General features: G+C 62.8%; 18 protein-coding genes. 9 read left to right on the top strand and 9 right to left on the bottom strand.

Translation table 11 applies throughout. From position 1 onward, the window contains the following. Positions 1–49: 49 nt before the first annotated feature. From P3T16_RS05215 to P3T16_RS05200, 4 genes are all read right to left on the bottom strand, one after another. Positions 50–1,174, bottom strand: a complete 1,125-nt coding sequence (locus P3T16_RS05215) for a cytochrome D1 domain-containing protein (RefSeq protein WP_429341442.1) — start codon at positions 1,172–1,174, stop codon at positions 50–52. Between the two features lie 188 nt (positions 1,175–1,362). Continuing rightward, entirely contained in the window at positions 1,363–1,845 is a 483-nt protein-coding gene (locus P3T16_RS05210) for a DUF3280 domain-containing protein (RefSeq protein ID WP_429341441.1), read from the bottom strand. 323 nt (positions 1,846–2,168) lie between these two features. After that, positions 2,169–4,643, bottom strand: coding sequence for a penicillin acylase family protein (locus tag P3T16_RS05205; protein ID WP_429341440.1), 2,475 nt, complete (start codon positions 4,641–4,643; stop codon positions 2,169–2,171). Positions 4,644–4,687: 44 nt separating this feature from the next. Then, entirely contained in the window at positions 4,688–6,637 is a 1,950-nt protein-coding gene (locus tag P3T16_RS05200; protein ID WP_429341716.1) for a potassium transporter Kup, read from the bottom strand. Positions 6,638–7,118: 481 nt separating this feature from the next. Between P3T16_RS05200 and P3T16_RS05195 the strand changes: the two genes are divergently transcribed. The 7 genes from P3T16_RS05195 to P3T16_RS05165 all read left to right on the top strand — a co-directional run bounded on the left by P3T16_RS05195 (position 7,119) and on the right by P3T16_RS05165 (position 12,802). Next, entirely contained in the window at positions 7,119–8,303 is a 1,185-nt protein-coding gene (locus tag P3T16_RS05195; protein WP_429341439.1) for an HPP family protein, read from the top strand. A gap of 76 nt (positions 8,304–8,379) precedes the next feature. Then, positions 8,380–8,793, top strand: a complete 414-nt coding sequence (locus P3T16_RS05190; RefSeq protein ID WP_429258717.1) for a MarR family winged helix-turn-helix transcriptional regulator — start codon at positions 8,380–8,382, stop codon at positions 8,791–8,793. Positions 8,794–8,799: 6 nt separating this feature from the next. Continuing rightward, positions 8,800–10,611: a chloride channel protein gene (locus tag P3T16_RS05185; RefSeq protein WP_429341438.1), complete on the top strand. Its 1,812-nt coding sequence runs from the start codon at positions 8,800–8,802 to the stop codon at positions 10,609–10,611. Between the two features lie 148 nt (positions 10,612–10,759). Further along, complete coding sequence (locus tag P3T16_RS05180; RefSeq protein ID WP_429341437.1) at positions 10,760–11,293, top strand: DUF4142 domain-containing protein; 534 nt, start codon at positions 10,760–10,762, stop codon at positions 11,291–11,293. 76 nt (positions 11,294–11,369) lie between these two features. Further along, positions 11,370–11,663 (top strand): cupredoxin domain-containing protein, encoded by a 294-nt coding sequence (locus tag P3T16_RS05175; protein WP_429341436.1) that lies wholly within the window; start codon positions 11,370–11,372, stop codon positions 11,661–11,663. 24 nt (positions 11,664–11,687) lie between these two features. Further along, positions 11,688–12,464, top strand: coding sequence for an RNA polymerase sigma factor (locus P3T16_RS05170; RefSeq protein ID WP_429341435.1), 777 nt, complete (start codon positions 11,688–11,690; stop codon positions 12,462–12,464). Continuing rightward, positions 12,461–12,802, top strand: a complete 342-nt coding sequence (locus P3T16_RS05165; RefSeq protein ID WP_429341434.1) for a hypothetical protein — start codon at positions 12,461–12,463, stop codon at positions 12,800–12,802. The genes P3T16_RS05170 and P3T16_RS05165 overlap by 4 nt, the downstream gene beginning before the upstream one ends. A 19-nt stretch (positions 12,803–12,821) precedes the next feature. Here the strand turns inward: P3T16_RS05165 and P3T16_RS05160 are convergent, their stop codons facing one another. The 3 genes from P3T16_RS05160 to P3T16_RS05150 all read right to left on the bottom strand — a co-directional run bounded on the left by P3T16_RS05160 (position 12,822) and on the right by P3T16_RS05150 (position 14,222). Then, positions 12,822–13,268: a hypothetical protein gene (locus P3T16_RS05160; protein WP_429258712.1), complete on the bottom strand. Its 447-nt coding sequence runs from the start codon at positions 13,266–13,268 to the stop codon at positions 12,822–12,824. A 142-nt stretch (positions 13,269–13,410) separates the two neighbouring features. Then, the gene (locus P3T16_RS05155; RefSeq protein WP_429258711.1) at positions 13,411–13,659 is read right to left on the bottom strand and encodes a hypothetical protein; all 249 of its coding nucleotides are present in this window, start codon (positions 13,657–13,659) and stop codon (positions 13,411–13,413) included. Positions 13,660–13,691: 32 nt separating this feature from the next. Further along, complete coding sequence (locus tag P3T16_RS05150) at positions 13,692–14,222, bottom strand: lecithin retinol acyltransferase family protein (RefSeq protein WP_429341433.1); 531 nt, start codon at positions 14,220–14,222, stop codon at positions 13,692–13,694. Positions 14,223–14,689: 467 nt separating this feature from the next. On the opposite strand from P3T16_RS05150, the gene P3T16_RS05145 reads away from it, so the two are divergent. Together P3T16_RS05145 and P3T16_RS05140 are read left to right on the top strand one after the other, a co-directional pair. Beyond that, on the top strand, positions 14,690–14,977 hold the full coding sequence (locus P3T16_RS05145) for a hypothetical protein (protein ID WP_429258709.1): 288 nt from the start codon (positions 14,690–14,692) through the stop codon (positions 14,975–14,977). Positions 14,978–14,982: 5 nt separating this feature from the next. Then, positions 14,983–15,753: a PP2C family protein-serine/threonine phosphatase gene (locus P3T16_RS05140; protein WP_429341432.1), complete on the top strand. Its 771-nt coding sequence runs from the start codon at positions 14,983–14,985 to the stop codon at positions 15,751–15,753. Positions 15,754–15,804: 51 nt separating this feature from the next. Here the strand turns inward: P3T16_RS05140 and P3T16_RS05135 are convergent, their stop codons facing one another. Beyond that, positions 15,805–17,151: a sigma-54 interaction domain-containing protein gene (locus P3T16_RS05135; protein ID WP_429341431.1), complete on the bottom strand. Its 1,347-nt coding sequence runs from the start codon at positions 17,149–17,151 to the stop codon at positions 15,805–15,807. Beyond that, complete coding sequence (locus P3T16_RS05130) at positions 17,148–20,204, bottom strand: peptidase domain-containing ABC transporter (protein ID WP_429258706.1); 3,057 nt, start codon at positions 20,202–20,204, stop codon at positions 17,148–17,150. The genes P3T16_RS05135 and P3T16_RS05130 overlap by 4 nt, the downstream gene beginning before the upstream one ends. Positions 20,205–20,206 lie beyond the last annotated feature (2 nt).

The following is a 20,206-nucleotide window of genomic DNA, read 5'->3' as shown; positions in this document are numbered from 1 at the left end:
TTTATGCGCGAGTGGCGAACGTGGCGTGAGCCTGCTGCCCTGCCCGCGCTCAATGCGATTCGATCGAACCCGGACTGGCCGGATAGGTCACGATGCCCCATGCAAGCGGCAACTCGCCAATCTGTTTGATCGTCTGATAGTTCGAAGCATCGAGCACGTACACCGCATTCGAACGGCCGCACGCAAGCAGCACCTTCGAGCCGTCAGGCGTAAAGCTGAAGTGCCAGCAACGCTGACCCACTGCTGCATCGCTGACATGCTCGTAAGTCTTTGCATCGAACACCTGGAGCGTCTTGTCGCGTGCAGCGGCCACCAGCAGATGCTTGCCCGACGGATCGAACGCGACGCCGTACGGACCGAGCTTCGTGTCGACGGTCTTCACCGTCTTCAGGTCACCCGCATCGAGCACGACAAACTTGTTGGTGTTCTCCAGCGTGACGACATACTGCTTCCCATCCGGCGACGCGCGAATGCCGCGTGGCCGCGAGCCCTTGTCCAACTTTACGGTACGCACCGCCGCGCCGCTGCCGACGCGATACACGGACACCGTATCGTCGCCTTCATTCGTCACGAGCAGCAGCTTGCCGTCCGGCGAGAACTCGACGCCTTCAGTTTCGTGACCGCTCTTCACCGAGCGGATCACCTTCAGGGTCTTCAGATCGACGATCGCGATTTCGGCGGGCGGCGAGTTGCCTTCGTCGTCATCCTTGCCGCCCTGCCCGTGCTGCTCCGGCGGTCCCGATGCACCCGGCGTACCTGACGCTGCCGGCGGCCCCGGCGGCCCGCTGCTTTCGCCGGGCTCGTATGTCACATACGCGTAGCCGCGATGCACGCGCACGAACTCGGGATTCTTGCCGATCTTCGCTCGCCGCACGACCTTGCCCGTCGACGTATCGATTTCCACGAGATCGCCTGTTTTCTTGTTCGCGACGAGCAGATGCCTGCCGTCAGCGGTCAGACTGAGTCCTCGGGGACCATCGTCGCCGAGTGAGATGGTGTTCAGAAGCGTCATCTGGTCCAGATCGATGACGCCGACGCCAGCCGTCTCGCTCGTCACATAAGCCATCGGCGTGGCGGCCAGCGCGGTGCCCGCGGCCATTGCGGTCGCCCCAATGGCGGATAAAAGCGCGAGATGTGCCGCCGTTTGTCTAAAACGCATGATTGTCTCCGGCATTCTATTGACGTGCGGGCTTTCGGGTTTTGCTCCGGTTTTACTTCGGGTTTTACTTAACGGAAGCCCGATACTCAACTTAGCCCATTGGCCCTTTGTCTGGCAATCAATGCGGGCAGGAGAATTTCCCGAATTCGGCGCCGGCTTCGATCTGGGCAAATGGACGGGGCAACAGCGACAGCGGTTATCCGCTACTGACCTTCCGCAGCAAGCAGATCGACCAGCGATTTCACGCCGCGCTGCCACGACAGATCCGTATTGCCACGAATATCGACGGAGCGCTGGAACACGGTCGTGCCGTTCGTCACATCCTCGACACGCAGATTGATGTTCAGGATCAGGTTGCTGATCTTCTGCACCCAGCACACACCGACGCGATCGACGTTCAGCTTGCGGCCCACTTCACGTTCGCATCCGTTGCACGCGTTGAGGTCCTGCGTCGATTGAAGCGACGCGATCATATCGGCGGCAGGCGCGTTGTCCGCGACGTGGTATAGCCCGCGTTCGCGCAGTTCGTCGCGGAGTTGATCGCTGATCATGCCAATGCGAGTCTGCTGGACGCGGGTCGTGTCGGCATCGTTATAGGCGGCATTGTCGTCGATCAGCGAGCAGTTGAGGAGCACGATCGATCTGGGCTCACCCGTTGCCTGCGCAACCGATCCGGTGGCACACACAACAAGGCTCGTGCAAAGCAGCATGGACGCGATACGGATTCTGCTGCTAACGCGCGTTGTTTCGGGCGGGCGGGACACGATGTCGCATTTCCTCGCGGTCGACACATGCCGCGACACACGGCGCGACGCCAAAAGCATGCAGTCGAAGGAAGACATGAACAAGTAGATGAAGTCCTTAGCGGCGACAACACGCCGGGATACCCGCGCATTTTGCATTGCAGCATCTTTGCCACGCCCCGGTGCGGCGTTGCCGCTTTGCCGGCCGCGTGCGGACGGCAAACCCGGTTAAACGCTTTGGGCTTTCGGCTCCCTGCGTTCGACACTCAGCGAGCGGCGGGCGTCAGTTCCAGACGATGCACCGTTGCACCCGGCAGGAACGGTGTCGCGTCCCCCCGCACCCACGCTCTGTGCCCCGTGAGGAAATACGGCGACAACGGATGACCTGACTGTCCGCCCGGCATCTCGAAGATGCCGTCCTGCTCGCGCCCCGGCGACACGATCATCCGCTCCGATGCACCGAAGTTCGGCGACTGCACGCGCGGCATGTTGATGTCGCCCGGCAACGGATCACGCGGCGCGCTGAGCCAGCCACGCATCCACGGGAGCCATGACGGCACGCTCCTCGCCAACGGATGCCCGATCGCCGCGCGATTGCGCTCGCCCCAGTTCGCGGTGTCGAGCGTCGTGCCCGGCGGCAGCTGCGCAATGGCGTGGTCGACGCGGTCGAGCATGAACGCGCGCCAGTCGGCGAAACCCGCCGGCACCCATGCACGATGCGTGGCGAGCGATTCCATCACCGCGTCGTAGCGTGAGCTCGCGACGCGATAGCCCAGTTGCGGATCGATCGCCGCGAGCCGCACGTCGAGCGGGCCAAACCACGCGTCGTACAACGAGAAATAGAAAGCGCGCAGCAGACGGTAGCCGATCGCATCGGTATCCGCACGGCCGTTCCACTGTTCGATCTGCCGACGAAAGGTCGTGCGTTGCGGGTGGTCCTTCAACGCGTCGGCATCGAGCGCAGCGAGCGCGATGTCGCGCCAGCGGCCCATCCATAACGCGCGGTCGTCGGTCTGGATCGACAGCATGTCGCGTTCACCCGCATGCGACAGGGCGAGCAGATCATCGCGAATCTGCGAGGCGCGCGCGCCGACGTCAGCGCCGGAATCGCCGATGCGCGCGGCTTCAGCCAGCGGCAGCGTGCGGTTGTTCGCGGTCCACAGCCGGCCCAGCGGCGGATCGACGCGCGATGGATACGCCTGCGGCGGCAGATACGTCTGCCAGCCGCGATACGTCGATGAATCGAACGGGAGATCGTCTTCTGGCGCGCCGTCTGGACCCGGCGCCCCGGCATCCCGCTCCGGCAACGGGCCGGCCAGCGTCCAGCCGATCGTGCCTTTCGCATCGGCGACCATGAAGTTCTGCGTGGGAATGCCGCTCGTCTGCGCGACGTGCAGTGCGTCTGCGACATTCGCGGTGTCTTCGAGATGCTGCAGGTTCAGGTTGACCGCCTGAGGGTCATGCGCGACCCAGCGCAGCGCGTACGCGCGCGACCCGACGACGATCAGCGGTCCCCAGCGCGTCTCGCCCACCGGCAGATCGACCGCTGCCCCGCCGTTGACCTCGATCGATTCATGATGGACAACCGCGCGCTCCCACGTGCCGCCGGTCGCGCGATATCGCGACGGATCGGCGGGATCGCGCTGCAACTCGATCAGATCAATGAAATGGCCGTAGCTGTTGGTGAAGCCCCATGCGATCTGTCCGTTGCTGCCCGCGATCACGAGCGGTGCACCGGGCAGGCTCACGCCCGTGATATGCGCCGGCTTTCCGTGCGCGCCCGGCCACGCGAGCGAAAGCCGGTACCAGATGTTCGGCAGCGAGAGGCCAAGGTGCATGTCGCTCGCGAGTAGCGCGCCGCCATGCATGCTGTGCGCGCCATCGACGACCCAGCCATTGCTGCCCACCATCGCATCCGTGGCGGTCAGCGATGCGTCTTCAGCACGCGCCAGCGTCGTTGGCGACGATGCGGCCGCCAGCCAGTCCGGACGTAGTGCGGGCGGCGTTGGGGGTTCGTCATGCGCGGGCACGGCATCATCGAACGGTGCGTCCCAGTGGCTTTGCTTCGGCAGCAGGAATGCGAGCAGACCGTCTGGTACAGGGTCGCGCAACAGGTCGCGCAACGCCGCGCGCGACAGGATCCGCCGCACCTCCTGCGATTGAAGATCGAAGTACATCGCGTAGACCACCAGCAACGTGTCTTCCGCACGCCACGGTGCCGGACGCGTGCGCAGCACGACATACTCGAACGGTCGCGCTGAAAGCGATGCGAGCCCGTCGTTGACGCCGGCCACGTAGCGTTCGATCAACTGGCGCTCGCCTGCGGGCAGTGAATCGAAAGTGCTCCGTGCGCGCTCGCGAAACCGGTGCAGCCGGTTGCGGCGATCGAGTTCGAGCGCGGCCGGCCCGACCAGCGCGGACATCTCGCCCGCAGCGACGCGACGCAACAGATCCATCTGGAAGTAGCGGTCCTGCGCGTGCACGAAGCCGGTCGCATACGCGACGTCGGTACGCGCGTTGCCGCGCAGCGTCGGCACACCGAGCGCATCGCGCGCGATCGTCACGGGCGCGGAAAGCAGCGGAGAAGAGGAAGCGTGCGCGCCATCGAGTTGCGGCAGGCTTGCCCGCAATAGCATCCAGAACGCCAGCGCCAGGGCCATAACGACCAGAAGCACGGTGAACGTCGCGGCAAGCAGCCAGGTCGAGCGGCGGGATGTCGAAACGTCAGCGGTACGGGTCATCGCGTCAGAATGCCGTACTGGCCGATTTTTCGCTCGCACCTCATCTAATGCGCCGGATCTGGCCCATTCGGGTCACATATTTCGACGCGCGCGCCCAGTTCGATCACGCGGTTGGTCGGCAGCTTCAGATACGCGGCCACATTGCCGACGTTATGCAACATCACCGCGAACAGCCGCTCGCGCCACAGCGCCATGCCCTGGCCACGCTTCGGCACGAGCGTCGCGCGACTCAGGAAATACGACGTCTGCGCAGGCTCGAAATCGAGTCCTGCCGACCTGCAGGCTTCGAGCGCGCGTGGCAGGTCGACTTCGTCCTTGAAGCCGTACGTGATGGTCAGCTGATAGCAGCCGGATTCGAGCGGATGCAGCGATACGCGCGCGCTCTCCGCCACCCACGGAATCTCCGCGTTCTTCACGGTCAGAAACACCACCCGCTCATGCAGCACGCGATTGTGTTCGAGGTTGTTCAGCAACGCATGCGGCACGACGTTCGGATCCGTCGACATGAAAATCGCGGTACCGCCCACGCGCACAGGCGAACGCGCGAGCAACGAGGCGAGGAACGATTTCAGCGGCGTCGTGCCCGCGCGAATCCGCGCTTCGACCAGCATCATTTCCCAGCCCCGTCCCCACGTTGCCATGACGGTGAACATCAACATCCCGATGACCAGCGGGAACCAGCCGCCCTGCGCGATCTTCAGCAGGTTGGCGGAGAAGAACGTCGCATCGATGATGAAGAAAAACACCGTCGCGAACACGCACAGAAACCAGTTGTAATGCCATGCATAGCGCACGACGAAAAACGTCAGCACTGTCGTGATCAGCATCGTGCCAGTAACCGCGATGCCGTAAGCCGAGCCAAGCGCCGTCGATGAACCGAAGCCGAGCACGGCGGCCACCACCGCGATCAGCAAGCTCCAGTTGATCCCGGGCACGTAGATCTGCCCGATCTCTTTCGCCGACGTATAGACGACGTTCATGCGCGGCAGGAACCCGAGCTGCATCGCCTGCTTGGTCATCGAGTACGTGCCGGAAATCACGGCCTGCGACGCGATGACGGTCGCGACGGTCGACAGCACGACCATCGGATACAACGCCCATTGCGGAAACAGCAGATAGAACGGATTTTCCAGTGCCGAAGGACTGGCGAGCAGCAACGCGCCCTGCCCAAGGTAATTCAGCGCGAGCGCCGGAAACACAAGGGCGAACCACGTGAGCCGGATCGGACGCTTGCCGAAGTGGCCCATGTCCGCATAGAGCGCCTCGGCGCCGGTCAGCGAGAGTACGACGGCGCCGAGCGCGACGAACGCGAGCCATTCATGATGCAGGCAGAACGCGAGGCCCGCGAGCGGATCGAGCGCGTACAGGATGTGCGGCGCGTCCATGATGTTGACGACACCCGAACCGGCGAGCACCGCGAACCACACGACCATCACCGGGCCGAACACCGCGCCGATGCCCGCCGTGCCGTGCTTTTGCATCACGAAGAGCGCAATCAGCGCAACCAGCGTGACGGGGATGACGTAAGGCTTCAGCAGCGGCGTCGCGACTTCGAGCCCTTCCACGGCGCTCAGCACCGAGATCGCGGGTGTGATTACGCCGTCACCGTAAAAAAGCGCCGCGCCCATCACACCGATCGCGAGCAGCGTATGACGCAGACGCGGCCGCGTTGCCACCGAAGAAGCGGCGAGCGCCAGCAGCGCCATGATTCCGCCTTCGCCGTGATTGTTGGCGCGAAGGATCAGCGCCACGTATTTCAGCGAAACCACCACCGTCAGCGACCAGAAGATCAGCGAGACGATACCGATGACGTTGCCCGCGTCGAGCGGAAGTCCGTTGGCCGGGTCGAAAACGGTTTTCAGCGTATACAGCGGACTCGTGCCAATGTCGCCGTACACGACGCCGAGCGCAGCGAGCGAAAGGGCGAACAGCGCCGGCCTATGCGGACTCGGCGCGCCGACATGCCCGGGGGCCGGTGCAGCGGATGCTGGCAGTCCCACGTCTCCCTCCAGACGTACGCCTGCGCCGGCAGAAGCCGCGCAGCGCTGCGCGCTTTGCCCGCGTGGGTACGGATTGTCGTTCCGGTTGTGCCGCGCGAGCCCGAATCTTGCAGGAGTGTCAGGTCGTGCTGCGTGCTGGCCGTGTTGCTGAAGTATAGGGAAGCGGCGCAGAAAACGGCGGCAAAAAAACCGGTGACGCAGTGCGCGAAAACCCGGATTCTCATGGGGTTTTCCACGAGTACTTATATCACCTCGTGAGATGTAACTGGACCTGGCTTGGGCACTCCAGATGGCGCTCTTACGCGCGCGGACGCGCTTTCACGGCGGTATCCAGACCGGCAGCCCTCTCCGGCAATCGTCGATTTATATCACGATCGCATACATTCATGAGAACAAGTTCTTTCCCTTAATTCCAGCTTTCATTTAAGGTGACGACTCTTTTAACTGGCGTCGCTTTCTTCTGACCAAACCGACCTTGCTCCGCTCGATACTCGTTCGCACACTGTCCTGGCTTGCCCGCTTTACGCCTGGTAATCTCACCGTCCGCTGGGAAGAGCGTATGCGCGCTTGCGTCGGCGCACTGCTCGGGATCGGCTTCACCGGCACGGTCATGCATCTGCTGCTCGGTCCGGTCGGCAGCAATCCGCTGCTGGTCGCGCCGATGGGCGCGTCTGCCGTGCTGCTGTTCGCCGTGCCCTCCAGCCCGCTGGCGCAGCCGTGGTCGATCATCGGCGGCAATCTCGTGTCGGCGACGGTTGGCGTGCTGTGCGCGCAGTGGATCGCGGACCCGGTCGTCGCCTCTGCGCTCGCAGTCTCGCTTGCGATCTGCGCGATGTTCGCGCTGCGCTGCGTGCATCCGCCTTCGGGCGCGGTTGCGCTGACCGCGGTGCTCGGCGGTCCGGCCGTGCACGCGCTCGGCTACGGCTTCGTGCTGGCGCCGATTGCCATGCAGTCGGCGGCGCTGCTCTCGGCCGCGCTCGTCTATCACGCCATCACGGGTCATCGCTATCCGCACGCAGCACATGTCGTCCACATCCGTTCGGGCACCGACGCGGCTACAGCCAGCGAACAGACGCGCGGCGGCGTCACCCGAGCGGACATCGAGGCCGTGCTCAACCGCCGCGGCGAGCTGCTCGCGATCGATCCGGACGATCTGGAATCGCTGCTGCGCGAAGCCGAGATGCGCACCTATGCACGCACCTTCAGCGAGACCCTCTGCGCCGACGTGATGTCGAAGAGCGTGATCAGCATCTCGCCCACTACCACGGTCAAAGCTGCGTCGAACCTGCTGAAGCGGCAAGGCATCAAGGCATTGCCGGTCACGGACGCAGCGCGACAGGTGGTCGGCATCGTCACCCGCGCGGACCTGGCGGGCAACCCGACGGGCGCGCGAAAGAGCCCGACGGAAAGCCTGTCCGCGCGCTGGTTCACCGGCACGCCCAACCCCGATGCGACAGTCGATACGGTGATGAGCACCGATGTCTGCTCGATCGAGGCCGCGACGCCGATCGTCGAACTGGTGCCCCTCTTCGCGGATTACGGCCACCATCACATTCCCGTGCTCGACGCCAGGCGCCAGCTCGCGGGCATCATCACGCAGGCAGACCTGATCTCCGGCCTGTACCGGCAGACCCAGGCCCAGCAAAGACAGGTTGCATGATTGTCTAACGACGAAATATGTATCACCTTGTGATATATTCGCCGTTTAACCTGTCTTCATCAATGGCGGATCACGGATGAAAGTCATCACACGCGGGTTGGCGAAAGCAGACTTCGAACAGCTGTCGGAATTTCGTTACCAGATGCGGCGCTTCGAGCGCTTTTCCGAGCAGGCCGCGCAGGGCGAAGGCATCACGCCGCTGCAATACCTGCTGCTTTTGCACATCAAGGGCTACCCGGATCGCGAGTGGGCGACTGTCGGCGAACTGGCCGAGCGGTTGCAGGCGCAGCATCACGGCGTGGTCGCGCTGGTCTCGCGTTGCGAGGCGCTGGAACTGGTGACGCGCAAGATCAGCGAGACTGACCGGCGTCAGGTCGAAGTGCATCTGCTGAAAGCGGGCGAGAAAGTGCTCGCGCGGCTCGCGGAACTGCATCGTGCCGAACTCAAGTCGCTCAAGGGCGCGTTCACGATTCCACAGATCGATTTGTAACCCGTCATGAACCACGATACGCACAAGCGCGACTTCTCGATCAATGCGCGGCTGCCCGGTATTTCCGCGCTTGCAGCGGGAATCGGTGCACTCAGCACGCTCGCCGCGTTCGCGCTGCTCAGCCTGATTCATCTGTTCACGAACCTGTTCTTCTTCGGCAGCTTTTCGTTCGCCGATCGCTCCCCGGCACTCAATACGCTCGGCGCGTGGGTCGTGGTGATTCCGGCAGCGGGCGGCCTCATCGTCGGGCTGATGGCGCGCTTCGGCTCGGAGAAAATCCGCGGTCACGGCATCCCGGAAGCCATCGAGGCGATTCTCTTCGGCAAGAGCCGCATGTCGCCGAAAGTAGCCGTGCTGAAACCGCTATCGTCGGGCATCGTGATCGGCAGTGGCGGTCCGTTCGGCGCGGAAGGACCGATCATCATGACCGGTGGTGCGCTCGGTTCGCTGATTGCGCAGTGCGTCAAGGTAACGTCAGCAGAACGCAAGACGCTGCTGGTGGCCGGCGCTGCAGCGGGCATGACCGCCGTGTTCGGTACGCCGGTCGCGGCCGTGCTGCTTGCCGTCGAGCTGCTGCTGTTCGAATGGCGTCCGCGCAGCTTTCTGCCGGTGGCGCTCGCGTGCGCTGTCGCAGGCTTTGCTCGCGCCGTGTTCTTCGGCACCGGGCCGCTCTTTCCGCTCGTGACCGCGCCGCCGGACGCCTGGTCGCTCGTCTCATGCGTGATCGCGGGCCTGCTGTCCGGGGCGCTGGCATCGGGTCTGTCGGCGGCGCTCTACAAGACCGAGGACCTGTTCGGCCGCCTGCCCATTCACTGGATGTGGTGGCCGGCGATCGGCGGTCTTGTCGTGGGCATTGGCGGGCTGATCGAGCCGCGCGCGCTGGGCGTCGGTTACGACGTGATCGGCGATCTGTTGCACCAGCACATCGTGTTGCAGGTCGCGATTGCGATTCTCGTGGTGAAAGCGGTCATCTGGGTCGTCGCACTCGGCTCGGGCACGTCGGGCGGCGTGCTCGCGCCACTCCTGATGCTGGGCGCGGGCCTGGGCACCGTGCTCGCGCACTGGCTGCCGGGCGGCGAGCCGGCACTGTGGCCGCTCGTCTGCATGGCCGCCACGCTCGGCGCGACGCTGGGCGCACCGCTGACCGCCATCATGTTCGCATTCGGCCTCACGCACGACAGCAACGCATTGCTGCCTTTGCTCGCGGCCACGCTGATCGCGCACGGCTTCGCCACCGTCGTCATGAAGCGCTCGATCATGACCGAGAAAATCGCGCGTCGCGGTTACCACATCTATCGTGAGTACGGCGTCGATCCGCTCGAACGCCATTACGTCGACGAAGTGATGACGCGCACGGTGGACGCCATCGATGCGAGCCTGACCGTGCGCGATGCGCTCCTCACGTGGTTCGGTGCGACGCAGGCGCGACGTGCGTATCCCGTCGTGCAGAACGATGCCGTGCTGGGCGTGGTGGACCGCGCGATGCTCGAACAGCTTCGCGACAATGAACCGGGCAACACGCTCGACCTGAAGCTCGCCGACGCACTTCGTGATCATTCAGCGGTATTCGCACTGGCCGACGAGACGTGCCGCGTTGTCGCGACGCGGCTCGCGGTGCACGGTCTCGAACGGCTGGCCGTGGTGACGGATCTTGAAAGCCGGCGTCTTGTGGGCATTGTGTCGCGCAGCGATCTCGTCAAGCCGTCGATTGCACACTTCGAGGAAGAGCAGAAGAAAGAGCGCTTCCGTCGTCTACGCCTGAAACCCGGGAAGCGCCACTTCCCGCCTGTGCGTCGATCGGGCGGCATCGAGCAGTAGCCGGCGCCGTCGTCGAAGCGAAGCGCGCGCGTACGGGAAACGGGAACAGCGCGCACACACGCGACATCCAATTGCCTGTCGAAGGTCGAAAGAGACCCGACGCGCGCGGGTCGACTCCGGCCCGCCGCTCTCGAACAGGAGATGGCCCATGAAATTCATCAGCGCAGTACTCTGCGGTGCACTGGCGCTGGCCAGCGCAACCGTTCGCGCGCAGAACGCCGGCCCGACCGATCCACAGATCGCGGCGATCGTTGTGACAGCCAATCAGGTCGACATCGACGCCGGCCGGCTTGCGGAATCGCGAACGAAATCGAAGGACGTCAAGGCGTTTGCGCAACTGATGATCGCCGATCACAGTGGCGTCAACAAGGCGGCTGTCGATCTCGTTCACAAGCTCGGCGTGACGCCGGAAGACAACGCCACGAGCCAGAGCCTCAAACAGGGCGGCGACGCGAATCTCACGAATCTCCGCACACTCAAGGGAGCGCAATTCGACCGTGCCTATATCGATCATGAGGTCACATATCACGAGAATGTGCTGCAGGCGCTCGACAAGACGTTAATCCCGGACGCGCAGAACGCTGAATTGAAGGCGCTCTTGGTGAAGGTCAGGCCGGCATTCGTCGCGCACCTCGAGCATGCGAAAGCATTGCAGGCTTCGCTGGAGAAGAGCGGTGCCTGAACGTCACGTGAAACCGCGTGGTCCCCGAAGGCGTGCAGCACCTGCGGATGTTCGTCGCGCACTCCGCGCATGCGTCATGGGTTTCGCGATGGCGACGGGCGCAATCGCAGATGCTCGTGCGGAAACATACGTGATCGCCATCGAGCAGATGCGATTCAACCCGCCCGCGCTGACCGTGAACCGTGGCGACCAGATCGTCTGGGTTAACAAGGATCTGTTTGCGCACACGGCAAGCGCAACCTCGAAAGCGTTCGATTCGTCCAGCATCGCGCCGAACGCCTCATGGCATTACGTCGCGCGCAAGGCCGGCAGCTATCCGTATCTGTGCACCTTCCATCCGGCCATGCGTGGCACACTGGTCGTGCGATGACACAACCTCGACGAGGCTCATCCGATGAATGCCCCTGACGTAGCAAAAACACCTCGCACGGACGACGAACTGTCGATCGTCGCGCGTGTCGTCGCGGGCGATCGCTCCGCGTTCGAGTTGCTGATGCGCCGGCATAACCGGCGCCTGTATCGCCTGGCGCGGGCGACACTGCGCAACGACGCGGAAGCCGAGGACGCGCTGCAGGAGGCCTATCTTTCGGCCTACCGTTCGATTGCGCAGTTTCGTGGCGAGTCCACGCTGTCCACCTGGCTCTCCCGCCTCGTGCTCAACGAGTGCTTTGGACGTTTGCGCCGGGCTGCCCGCCGCCAGAAGGTGATTCCGATGTTTGATGCGAACACTGAACCCGATCTTGACGCCATGGCCGCACACGCAGACTCAAACGCGATCCCCTCCCCGGATACAGCCCTCGCGCGCGCCGAGATGCGCGCACTGATCGAGCGTAAGCTCGATACATTGCCGGAGGCGTTTCGCATCGTGTTCGTGCTGCGTTCGGTGGAAGAGATGAGTATCGAGGAGACGGCCCACTGTCTCGACATTCCGGAAGCGACAGTGCGCAGCCGGCACTTCCGCGCAAAACACCTGTTGCGCGACGCGCTGGCGCAGGAAGTCGATGTCGCCGCACGCGACGCCTTCGAATTCGGTGGCGCGCACTGCGACCGGATCGTGGCGACTGTGCTTGCGCGGATCACCGGGGTTACGCAAGCGCCGATGCGCCAGGTCGCGCAGATTGATCATCGGCTGAAACAGGGTCCGGTTGCGGACGGAGCGTCGAAATCATGAGACCCGGGACGATTGCGACGATGATCCTGGTGTGCGCATGCGCGACCTCCCATGCGGAGACGATCAGGATACTGTCAGGCACATACGGCGAAAACTGCGGCGTGCGGCGAGGCAACGCGACCGGTGATCTCGCCCTTCATTGCAACAACCGGGATGCATGCGATTACGTCGTTGACCGCTCACGCATCGGCGAGCCTGCGGTGGGTTGCCAGAAAAACTTCCTTGCCGAATGGTCGTGCGGTAGCGCTGAGCGGCACACGGCCGAGGTAAGCCCCGAGGCCGGCGCGGGCAGTACGCTCGTATTGAGCTGCATTCCGATGACAGGCGCCGGGCATTGAGCCCACTGCAGAAGCCAGCCTATTGCCCGTCACACAGAACCGCGGTAATCAGCAGGGGAACCACCTGTTTGACGATCGCAGTGCTGCCCGTTGCCCGCACACGCGACTCCACAGTCTCAGCGGGACCATTGACGACTGCGCCATAGGCCGAATTGCTGATCGGCTCGCCGCTTCCCTTCCTGAATATCGCGTCGTTGCGTTCATAGCCGAGCACGGCGTAGACGCGAAAGCCGAACGCCGTCAGGTTGCTGCCGCGGATGGGTCGAAAGGCGTTGATCGAGTTGGCCTCGACGCGCATGGGCTCGGGTTCGATGTACTGGCTGTTGAGGAGCTGTGAGATGTAGTCGTGCGGGTTCGATTTGCAGTCGAGTTGCGAATCGAGTTCGTAGGCGCGACACAGCGCGGGTGCGAGCATGGCGCCGCCGGCGGCAAGCACAATCAGCGCGTGGACAGCGACCTTTCTCATGGTAGCGATGCCGTTTCCTTTACCGTGTCACGCTCTCACGCGAAGGCGCGAGGCGTATGTACGCTAGCCGCCAGTGTCACACACCCTAAGCCGCCTTGCAGTCGGGCTGCCAGCCGCTGCCAACGGCGTCCCGCAGCGGCCTTCACGCCGCCAGCCGGTGGCCGTCCATGGCAGGACGGGCGTCGGCAGGCGGGAAAACGTTCCATGAACCGTCGGCGTGGCGAAAGAAGAAGATCGACAGCAGACCGCCCGGGCGTAACGCCTCGACGCACACATAGCGGCGCCGCTCAGCGCCGCCGTGACAAAAGCGCGTAACACGGGCGGGCATCGCGGGCGTCGGCGCCAGCCATTTGTCGACGGCCCAGTGCAACGATTTTTCTGCGGCGTTCATGATGGTCTCCTTACAGCGTATCCGGGACTGCGTCAGGCAGCGTGGGCCGCGAGATACGCATCGTTTCTTCCACCTTCGACAAATGCCTTGACGAGGCACACCAGTGCGCGCACGCCGGCACGCGGATGCGTGAGGCAGGTCTGCACCTGTTCGCTATGGCTCTTGCCAAGCAGGCACCACGCACAGAAGTGTTCGCAGTTGTTGGTCAGCAGGCGATAACGGTTTTCGCCGAGGCGGGAGCGTGCGCGGCGCACGGCTTCTTCGCTGCCGTAGCGGGCGTGCGGATAAGGACGCACCATGACCGCGTGCCCGGCGGCGAAGTGCTCAAGCGTGACTTCTTCAACCGGCCCGCGATGTGCCGACGAGGCAAAACCCGCGTAGTGAACAACCATTCCTTCGCCGACGTAGATGCCGTGATGTTCATAGCCGCGGCGTTCGGTAACGAGATGCGCGCCAAGCGGAAGTTCGTTATAGGTCTTGAGCGGAAGGTCAGGCGACATCGACACGACGATGGGGTCCTTTCCCCACCCTTCGCTCTTCGCCGGTTGCTGGTTGCTGTTCATGGCTGCCCCGATTTCGTCTGGTTGCTGCAAGCGGCGCTTGCATCCGATGGCCAACACTTCTGCCAGGTGTTTCGCATCAACCGGGCCATGTTTATTAACTCATTGATTTGTATATATTTTCTTGCGCTTTGCTTGCTGCAGACTGGCCGGTATGTGCGCAGATAACCGACAGATTCCGGTTCGATCTGTTGGCGCACGACCGCCACTTTGACGCGGCTCCGAAGAGCCGGCGCGCTGATTCGAGGTGTTGGGTCGACCACCGGTCCGGGTGGGCGTCTGTTGGGGTGAAGCCAACGAATAGAGGGGTAAATGCAGGCGCCGTGTGCGCGAGCACACAGTTAACCTTCAAACAATCAATGGCTTACGCGATGCACGTTGCACCGGTGAAGTGTTGGCATGACCCTTGCGCCTAAGGGCTTAGACTTCTTTTGACCCGGCCGTGCCAGACGGCCAACCGGAGACCCAACATGGCTTCCATCACGGTGAATGACCTCTCGTTGAATCTCGCGCTCGATCGCAAGGCCATGGCAGCGATTCGGGGCGGCGGCGGTGCGCCGTGGGTGTACGGCTGGATCCAGCCCTACGTTCGCGAAACGCCGAGCTTCGGCCCGACCGTTAACCTGTACGAGATCTCGAACAGCTTCTATGCTAACCAGATGATCAATACGTTCCAGTCGGTCGACGTCAACAACACCGGCTCGAATTCGAACATCACTGTTTCTCCCGACGCTCGCAGCAAAAACAATGCGGTGTAAATGTCGTGACCTGCAGAAGCCAGTTTCGATGGACGTCATCGGCGCGTTCCGATGTGGGACGCGTCCGTGAGATCAACGAAGATGCCTGCCTCGATCAGTCCGGGCTCGGACGCTGGGCCGTCGCCGACGGGATGGGCGGACACGCAGTGGGCGATCTCGCGAGCCAGCTCGTCATCGATACATTAAGCCAGCTCTCCCCGCCCGCGAGCATGAAGCGCTTTATCGCGGAAGCACGCGCACGCCTGCAGGTGGCGAACACACAGCTACGGGAAGAAGCAGCGCGACGGCACGTACAACGCATTGGCAGCACAGTCGTCGTGCTGCTCGCATGCGACCGTTTCTGCGGTTATCTGTGGGCGGGCGACAGCCGCATCTATCTGCTGCGGGCGGGCCAGTTGCGACAACTGACGCGCGATCACAGCCAGGTCGAGGAACTGCGCCTGATGGGCCATATCACCGATGAGGAAGCGCGCAATCATCCTGCGCAGCACATGATTACGCGTGCGGTCGGCGCGATGGACCAGCTCGACCTCGACGAAGCCGTCATTGAGGTCGCCGATGGCGACATCTTCCTGCTATGCAGCGACGGCCTCTGCAACGAAGTCACCGATCAGGAAATCCTGGTGGCGCTCGAGTCGGTCGATTGCCTGCACGCTTCCGATGAGCTGGTCGAGATTGCGCTTGCACGCGGCGGCCGCGACAACATCACGGCGGTGGTGGTGCAGGCTGAAGATCCGGCTGCGTCGGATAAAACGCTGTTGAATCCGGCACCCTGACTGCTTTTCCAGCGCGTTCGCGTCTGCGTTCGCGTTTGCGTTGACGACGCCTCAGACGTTCCCCGCCTCCTTCTCGTCGCCATCATTCCGGTTGTCTTTCCCGCCGTGATTGCGAAAATCCTTCGAATGCAGGCCGTGTTTCTTTAACAGCATCTGCAGGTGCGAACGGTTCATATCGACGCGCCGCGCCAGTTCCGCCACCGTGCCGCCCACTTCGTGAAGGCCGCGTTCGAGAAACGCTTTCTCGGCCTCATCGCTGGCGGCCCGCTTCGCGTCGCTGAGCGACATCAGGTTCGCCACACTCGCACCATCGTTCACGGACGTACGCGGCGCGGCGCTGCCGTGTGCCGCTGACGTCGTCGCTGCGGGCCGCATATCGACCGGCAGATGTTCGATATCCGCCGTTTCACCCGCAAGGCACGAGACGCGGTACATCACGTTGCGCAGCTCACGGATGTTGCCCGGATACGCGTAGTTCAACAGAAAATCACGCAGTCGCGGCGTCAGGCGGACCGGGCGTCGTTTGAGCACGCCCGCTGCTTCGTCGCCAAACCAGGAGAACAGCAGCGGAATTTCGTCGCGCCGCTCACGCAGCGGCGGCAACGTCACGTGAATCACACTCAGCCGGTAAAACAGATCCTCGCGAAACTTGCCCTCTTCGCTCAACTGCCGCAGATTGCGATTGGTCGCCGCGACGATGCGCGTATCGACCGCGATCGTTTCATCCGAGCCGACGCGCTGGATCTCGTGCGCTTCGAGCACACGCAGCAGCTTCACCTGGCCCGCCAGCGGCAACTCGCCGATTTCGTCGAGGAAGATCGTGCCGGTATGCGCGCTCTCGAACTTGCCCTTGCGATCGCTCGAAGCACCCGTGAACGCACCGCGTCGGTGGCCGAACAGTTCCGATTCCAGCAGGTTGTCCGGAATCGCGCCGCAGTTCACCGAGATATACGGCTTGTCGGCGCGGCTGCCATTTGCGTGGATGACCTTCGCCATCAGTTCCTTGCCTGTACCGCTTTCGCCATCGATCAGCACGGGCAAATCCGTCGGCGCCGCTTTCTCCGCGATTTCGAGCGCTTCCAGCAGACGCGGGTTATCGCCGAACGTGCCTTCGAAAATAAAGCTGCGTTCAAGCAGAGCCTGACGTCGCGCCTGGCGTGACTGGTCGACGCGCACCGGTTCGGCGACCGCGGCCTGCACGAAGCGCTCCTTGTGCGACAGCTGCATGACCTCGTCTCGCAAGGTGTTGGCCTGCCGCAACAGCTTCTCGATATCCGCCCGTTCGAGCCGCGACGACCACCGCAGCGTCGAGCGCAGGATTTCGATCTTCTCGATCAATGCGGCATACGAGATCGCGGGGCTGCTGTCTTCTTCGGGCTGGTCGAGTATCTGCATCACGCACTCAACTGTTTTTGAACGAGCTGGTAGTACATACCTTTGCGTTGCACGAGTTCCTCGTGACGCCCCTGTTCGACAATCGCGCCTTCGTACAGCACGAGAATCTTGTCCGCGCGCATGATCGTGCTGAGCCGGTGCGCGATGATGACCGCCGTGCGCCCCTTCAGGATATCGTGCATGTTGCCGAGGATATTGCTCTCCGACTGCGAATCGAGCGCTGACGTCGCTTCGTCGAAAACCAGCAGACGCGGGTCGTGATACAGCGCGCGCGCAATGCACAGCCGCTGGATCTGTCCGCCCGACAAACCGATACCCCGTTCGCCGACGATCTGCTCATAGCCAAGCGGCATCCTGGCGATGAACGCATGGGCGTCGGCCATTTTCGCGACTTCCTCGATACGACGACGGTCCGGCGTATCGTCGCCACTCGCGATGTTTTCTGCGATCGTGCCGGAAAACAGCAGATTGCTCTGCATCACATAGCCGATCTGCGCGCGGTAATACGCCTTGTCGACCACGTTGAGGTCGTAGCCATCCACCGACATCCTGCCTTCGGAAGGCGCGTAGAAACCGACCAGCAGCTTTGCAAGCGTCGTCTTGCCCGACCCGCTGCGCCCGACGATGGCCACCAGTTCGCCCGGCTTGATATCGAAACTGATGTTCTCCAGCACGTAGGCGCTTTCGCTGTCGCCGTAGCGGAAATACACGCCGTTCAGGCTGATTTCGCCCTGCAGGTCCGGCAGCATCACGCGCGAGGCAAGGTCCTGCGGCTTTTGCTCCGGCTCGATATCGAGCACATCGCCAAGCCGTTCCATCGCGACGCCCGCATCGTTCAGCATGCTCCACAGGCCGACGAGACCCATCAACGGGCTCAACACGCTGCCCATGAAGGCGTTAAACGCGATCAGCTGGCCGATCGTCATTTCGCGCGCGAGCACGAGATTCGCGCCCACCCACAGGATCGCAATCGTCGTCGCCGCATTCAGCAGCTGACTGCCAAGGCCCACGAGAATGCTGAAGGCGTGTGCCCGATACTGCACTTCCAGCGCCCTGGCGTATTTCTTTTCCCAGCGCAGGCGAACCGGCCGCTCGATGCCCATGCCCTTGACCGTTTCGACGCCCGCGAGCGCTTCCATCAGGAACGACTTCGAATCCGTCGACGCGGTGAATGATTCGCGCGCATAGTTCTTGATCTTCGGCGTGGCAATGGCGGTGAGCGCCATGATCGGAATCACGAACGCGATCAGCACCAGCGTCATCTTCACGTTGTAGAAGAACATGATCGAGAAGTAGATGAACACCATCAGCAGATTCAGCGCGGTGGTCACCGTCGACTCGGTCAGGAATGCGCGGATTGTCTGGTTCTCCTGGAAGCGCGCGAAGATATCGCCGGTCTTGCGCTTCGCGAAGAATGAAAACGGTAGCGACATCGTGTGCTTGAAGAACTGCGACATCATCGCGAAGTCCATGTTGCGAACCATGAAATTCGCCAGGTACGCACGGATCGTCGACATCAGTTGCGAAAACACGTTCGAGATAATGAGGCCGACGATCAGCAGGTGCAGCAGGCTCACATTCTGATGCACGATCACGCCATCGAGAATGTTCTGGATGATGAGCGGCGGAATCACGCCCAGCACCTGAATCACAAAGGTGGCAAGAAACAGGTGCGCGAGAATCTTCTTGTACGGCGTGAGATAACCGACGAAACGTATCCACGGCGAACGTGACGCCGATATCTGCACGAGATTCGGACCGGGCGTGAACACGAGGCACGTGCCGCTCCAGCCGCGCTCGAAGTCTTCGACAGTCAGCTTTCTGAAGCCGAGTGCGGGATCGGCGACCCACACGTAGTCTTTCGAGAGCCCGTACACGACAACGTAGTGATACCCCTCCCAGTGCACGATAAACGGCAGGTCGAAGCCGCGCAGCGAATCGAACGTGCATTGCACGCCGCGAGCAGTAAAGCCAAGCGATTCACCGGCGCGAGCGAGACTATCGAGCGTCGCGCCCTGCGTCGTCACATTGGCCAGTTCGCGCAGTTTGCCGAGCGTCATCGGGATGCTGTAGTGGCGGCACACCATCGCGAGGCACGCCGCGCCACAATCCATTTCCTCCGCCTGCTCGACGAGCGCAAAGCGCTTGATGACCTTTTCACCGAACTCGGGCTTCGTGTGAAGATCGAGCATCATCGGCAGCTTGCGGCGCTGCTCGATGCGCTTCTGGCGTTGCAGTTCGCGATCGCTATAACGAATCCGTTCGTCGAGCACCTCGCGCAGTTTCGGATTGCGCTCGAGAATGAAGTGGACCGTGCGTTCAGGGATCACGAGCAGGCGCGTATCGGTCGTCGCCACCACCGATGCCATCTGTTCCTGACGCATCAGGCAGGCCTTCTCGCCGAAGATCTCGCCTTCCTTGAGCGTCGCGAGCGTGTAGTCGTTGCCGTCCTCGTTGCGTACGATCCGCACTTCGCCTTGCCGCACGACGTAAAGACGCCGGTCATCGCGCGCGTCCTGCTTGAGGATTTCCTTGCCGGCGGCGACCCGCTTTACACCGACGCTGCGCACATATTCTTCGAGTTCAGCCTTGTTCAGCTTGCCGCGCAGATCGAAGAGCTGCGCGACGAAGCCGCCCGCGGAACTGATCGCCACATAGCTCGCGATAAACGCCATCGCCGCCTGATTACCCGCGATCACCGGTTCGATCGCACCGCGCGGGATAAACAGCAATTCGGTTTTAGCCGATGCACGCACCGACGATTCATGCATGTACGCGCGCAGCATCGCGATATCGGCAAAGATTTCGCCCGCCTTGCGTACGCCCATGCTGATTTCCTTACCGTGCTCCTCGGTAAAGATGCGCACCGAACCAGAACGGATCACAAAGAGGCCTTCCGCCGGCTCGCCCGCGTTGCACACGGTCTCGCCAAACGAATAGAAGCGGGCCTGCGCGTGCTCCGCAAGACGTTCAAGTTCCTCGCGCGAGAAGGGCGAGAGTATCTCGACCGTCGACAGGAACTCTGCCGCCGAAGGCGTGGTCTGGGGCGCGTCCATGT

The organism is Paraburkholderia sp. GAS42, assembly GCF_050436565.1.
GTDB lineage: Bacteria > Pseudomonadota > Gammaproteobacteria > Burkholderiales > Burkholderiaceae > Paraburkholderia.
Note: the sequence above shows the minus strand (reverse complement) of the source record. Positions and strands in the feature narration are given on the sequence as shown.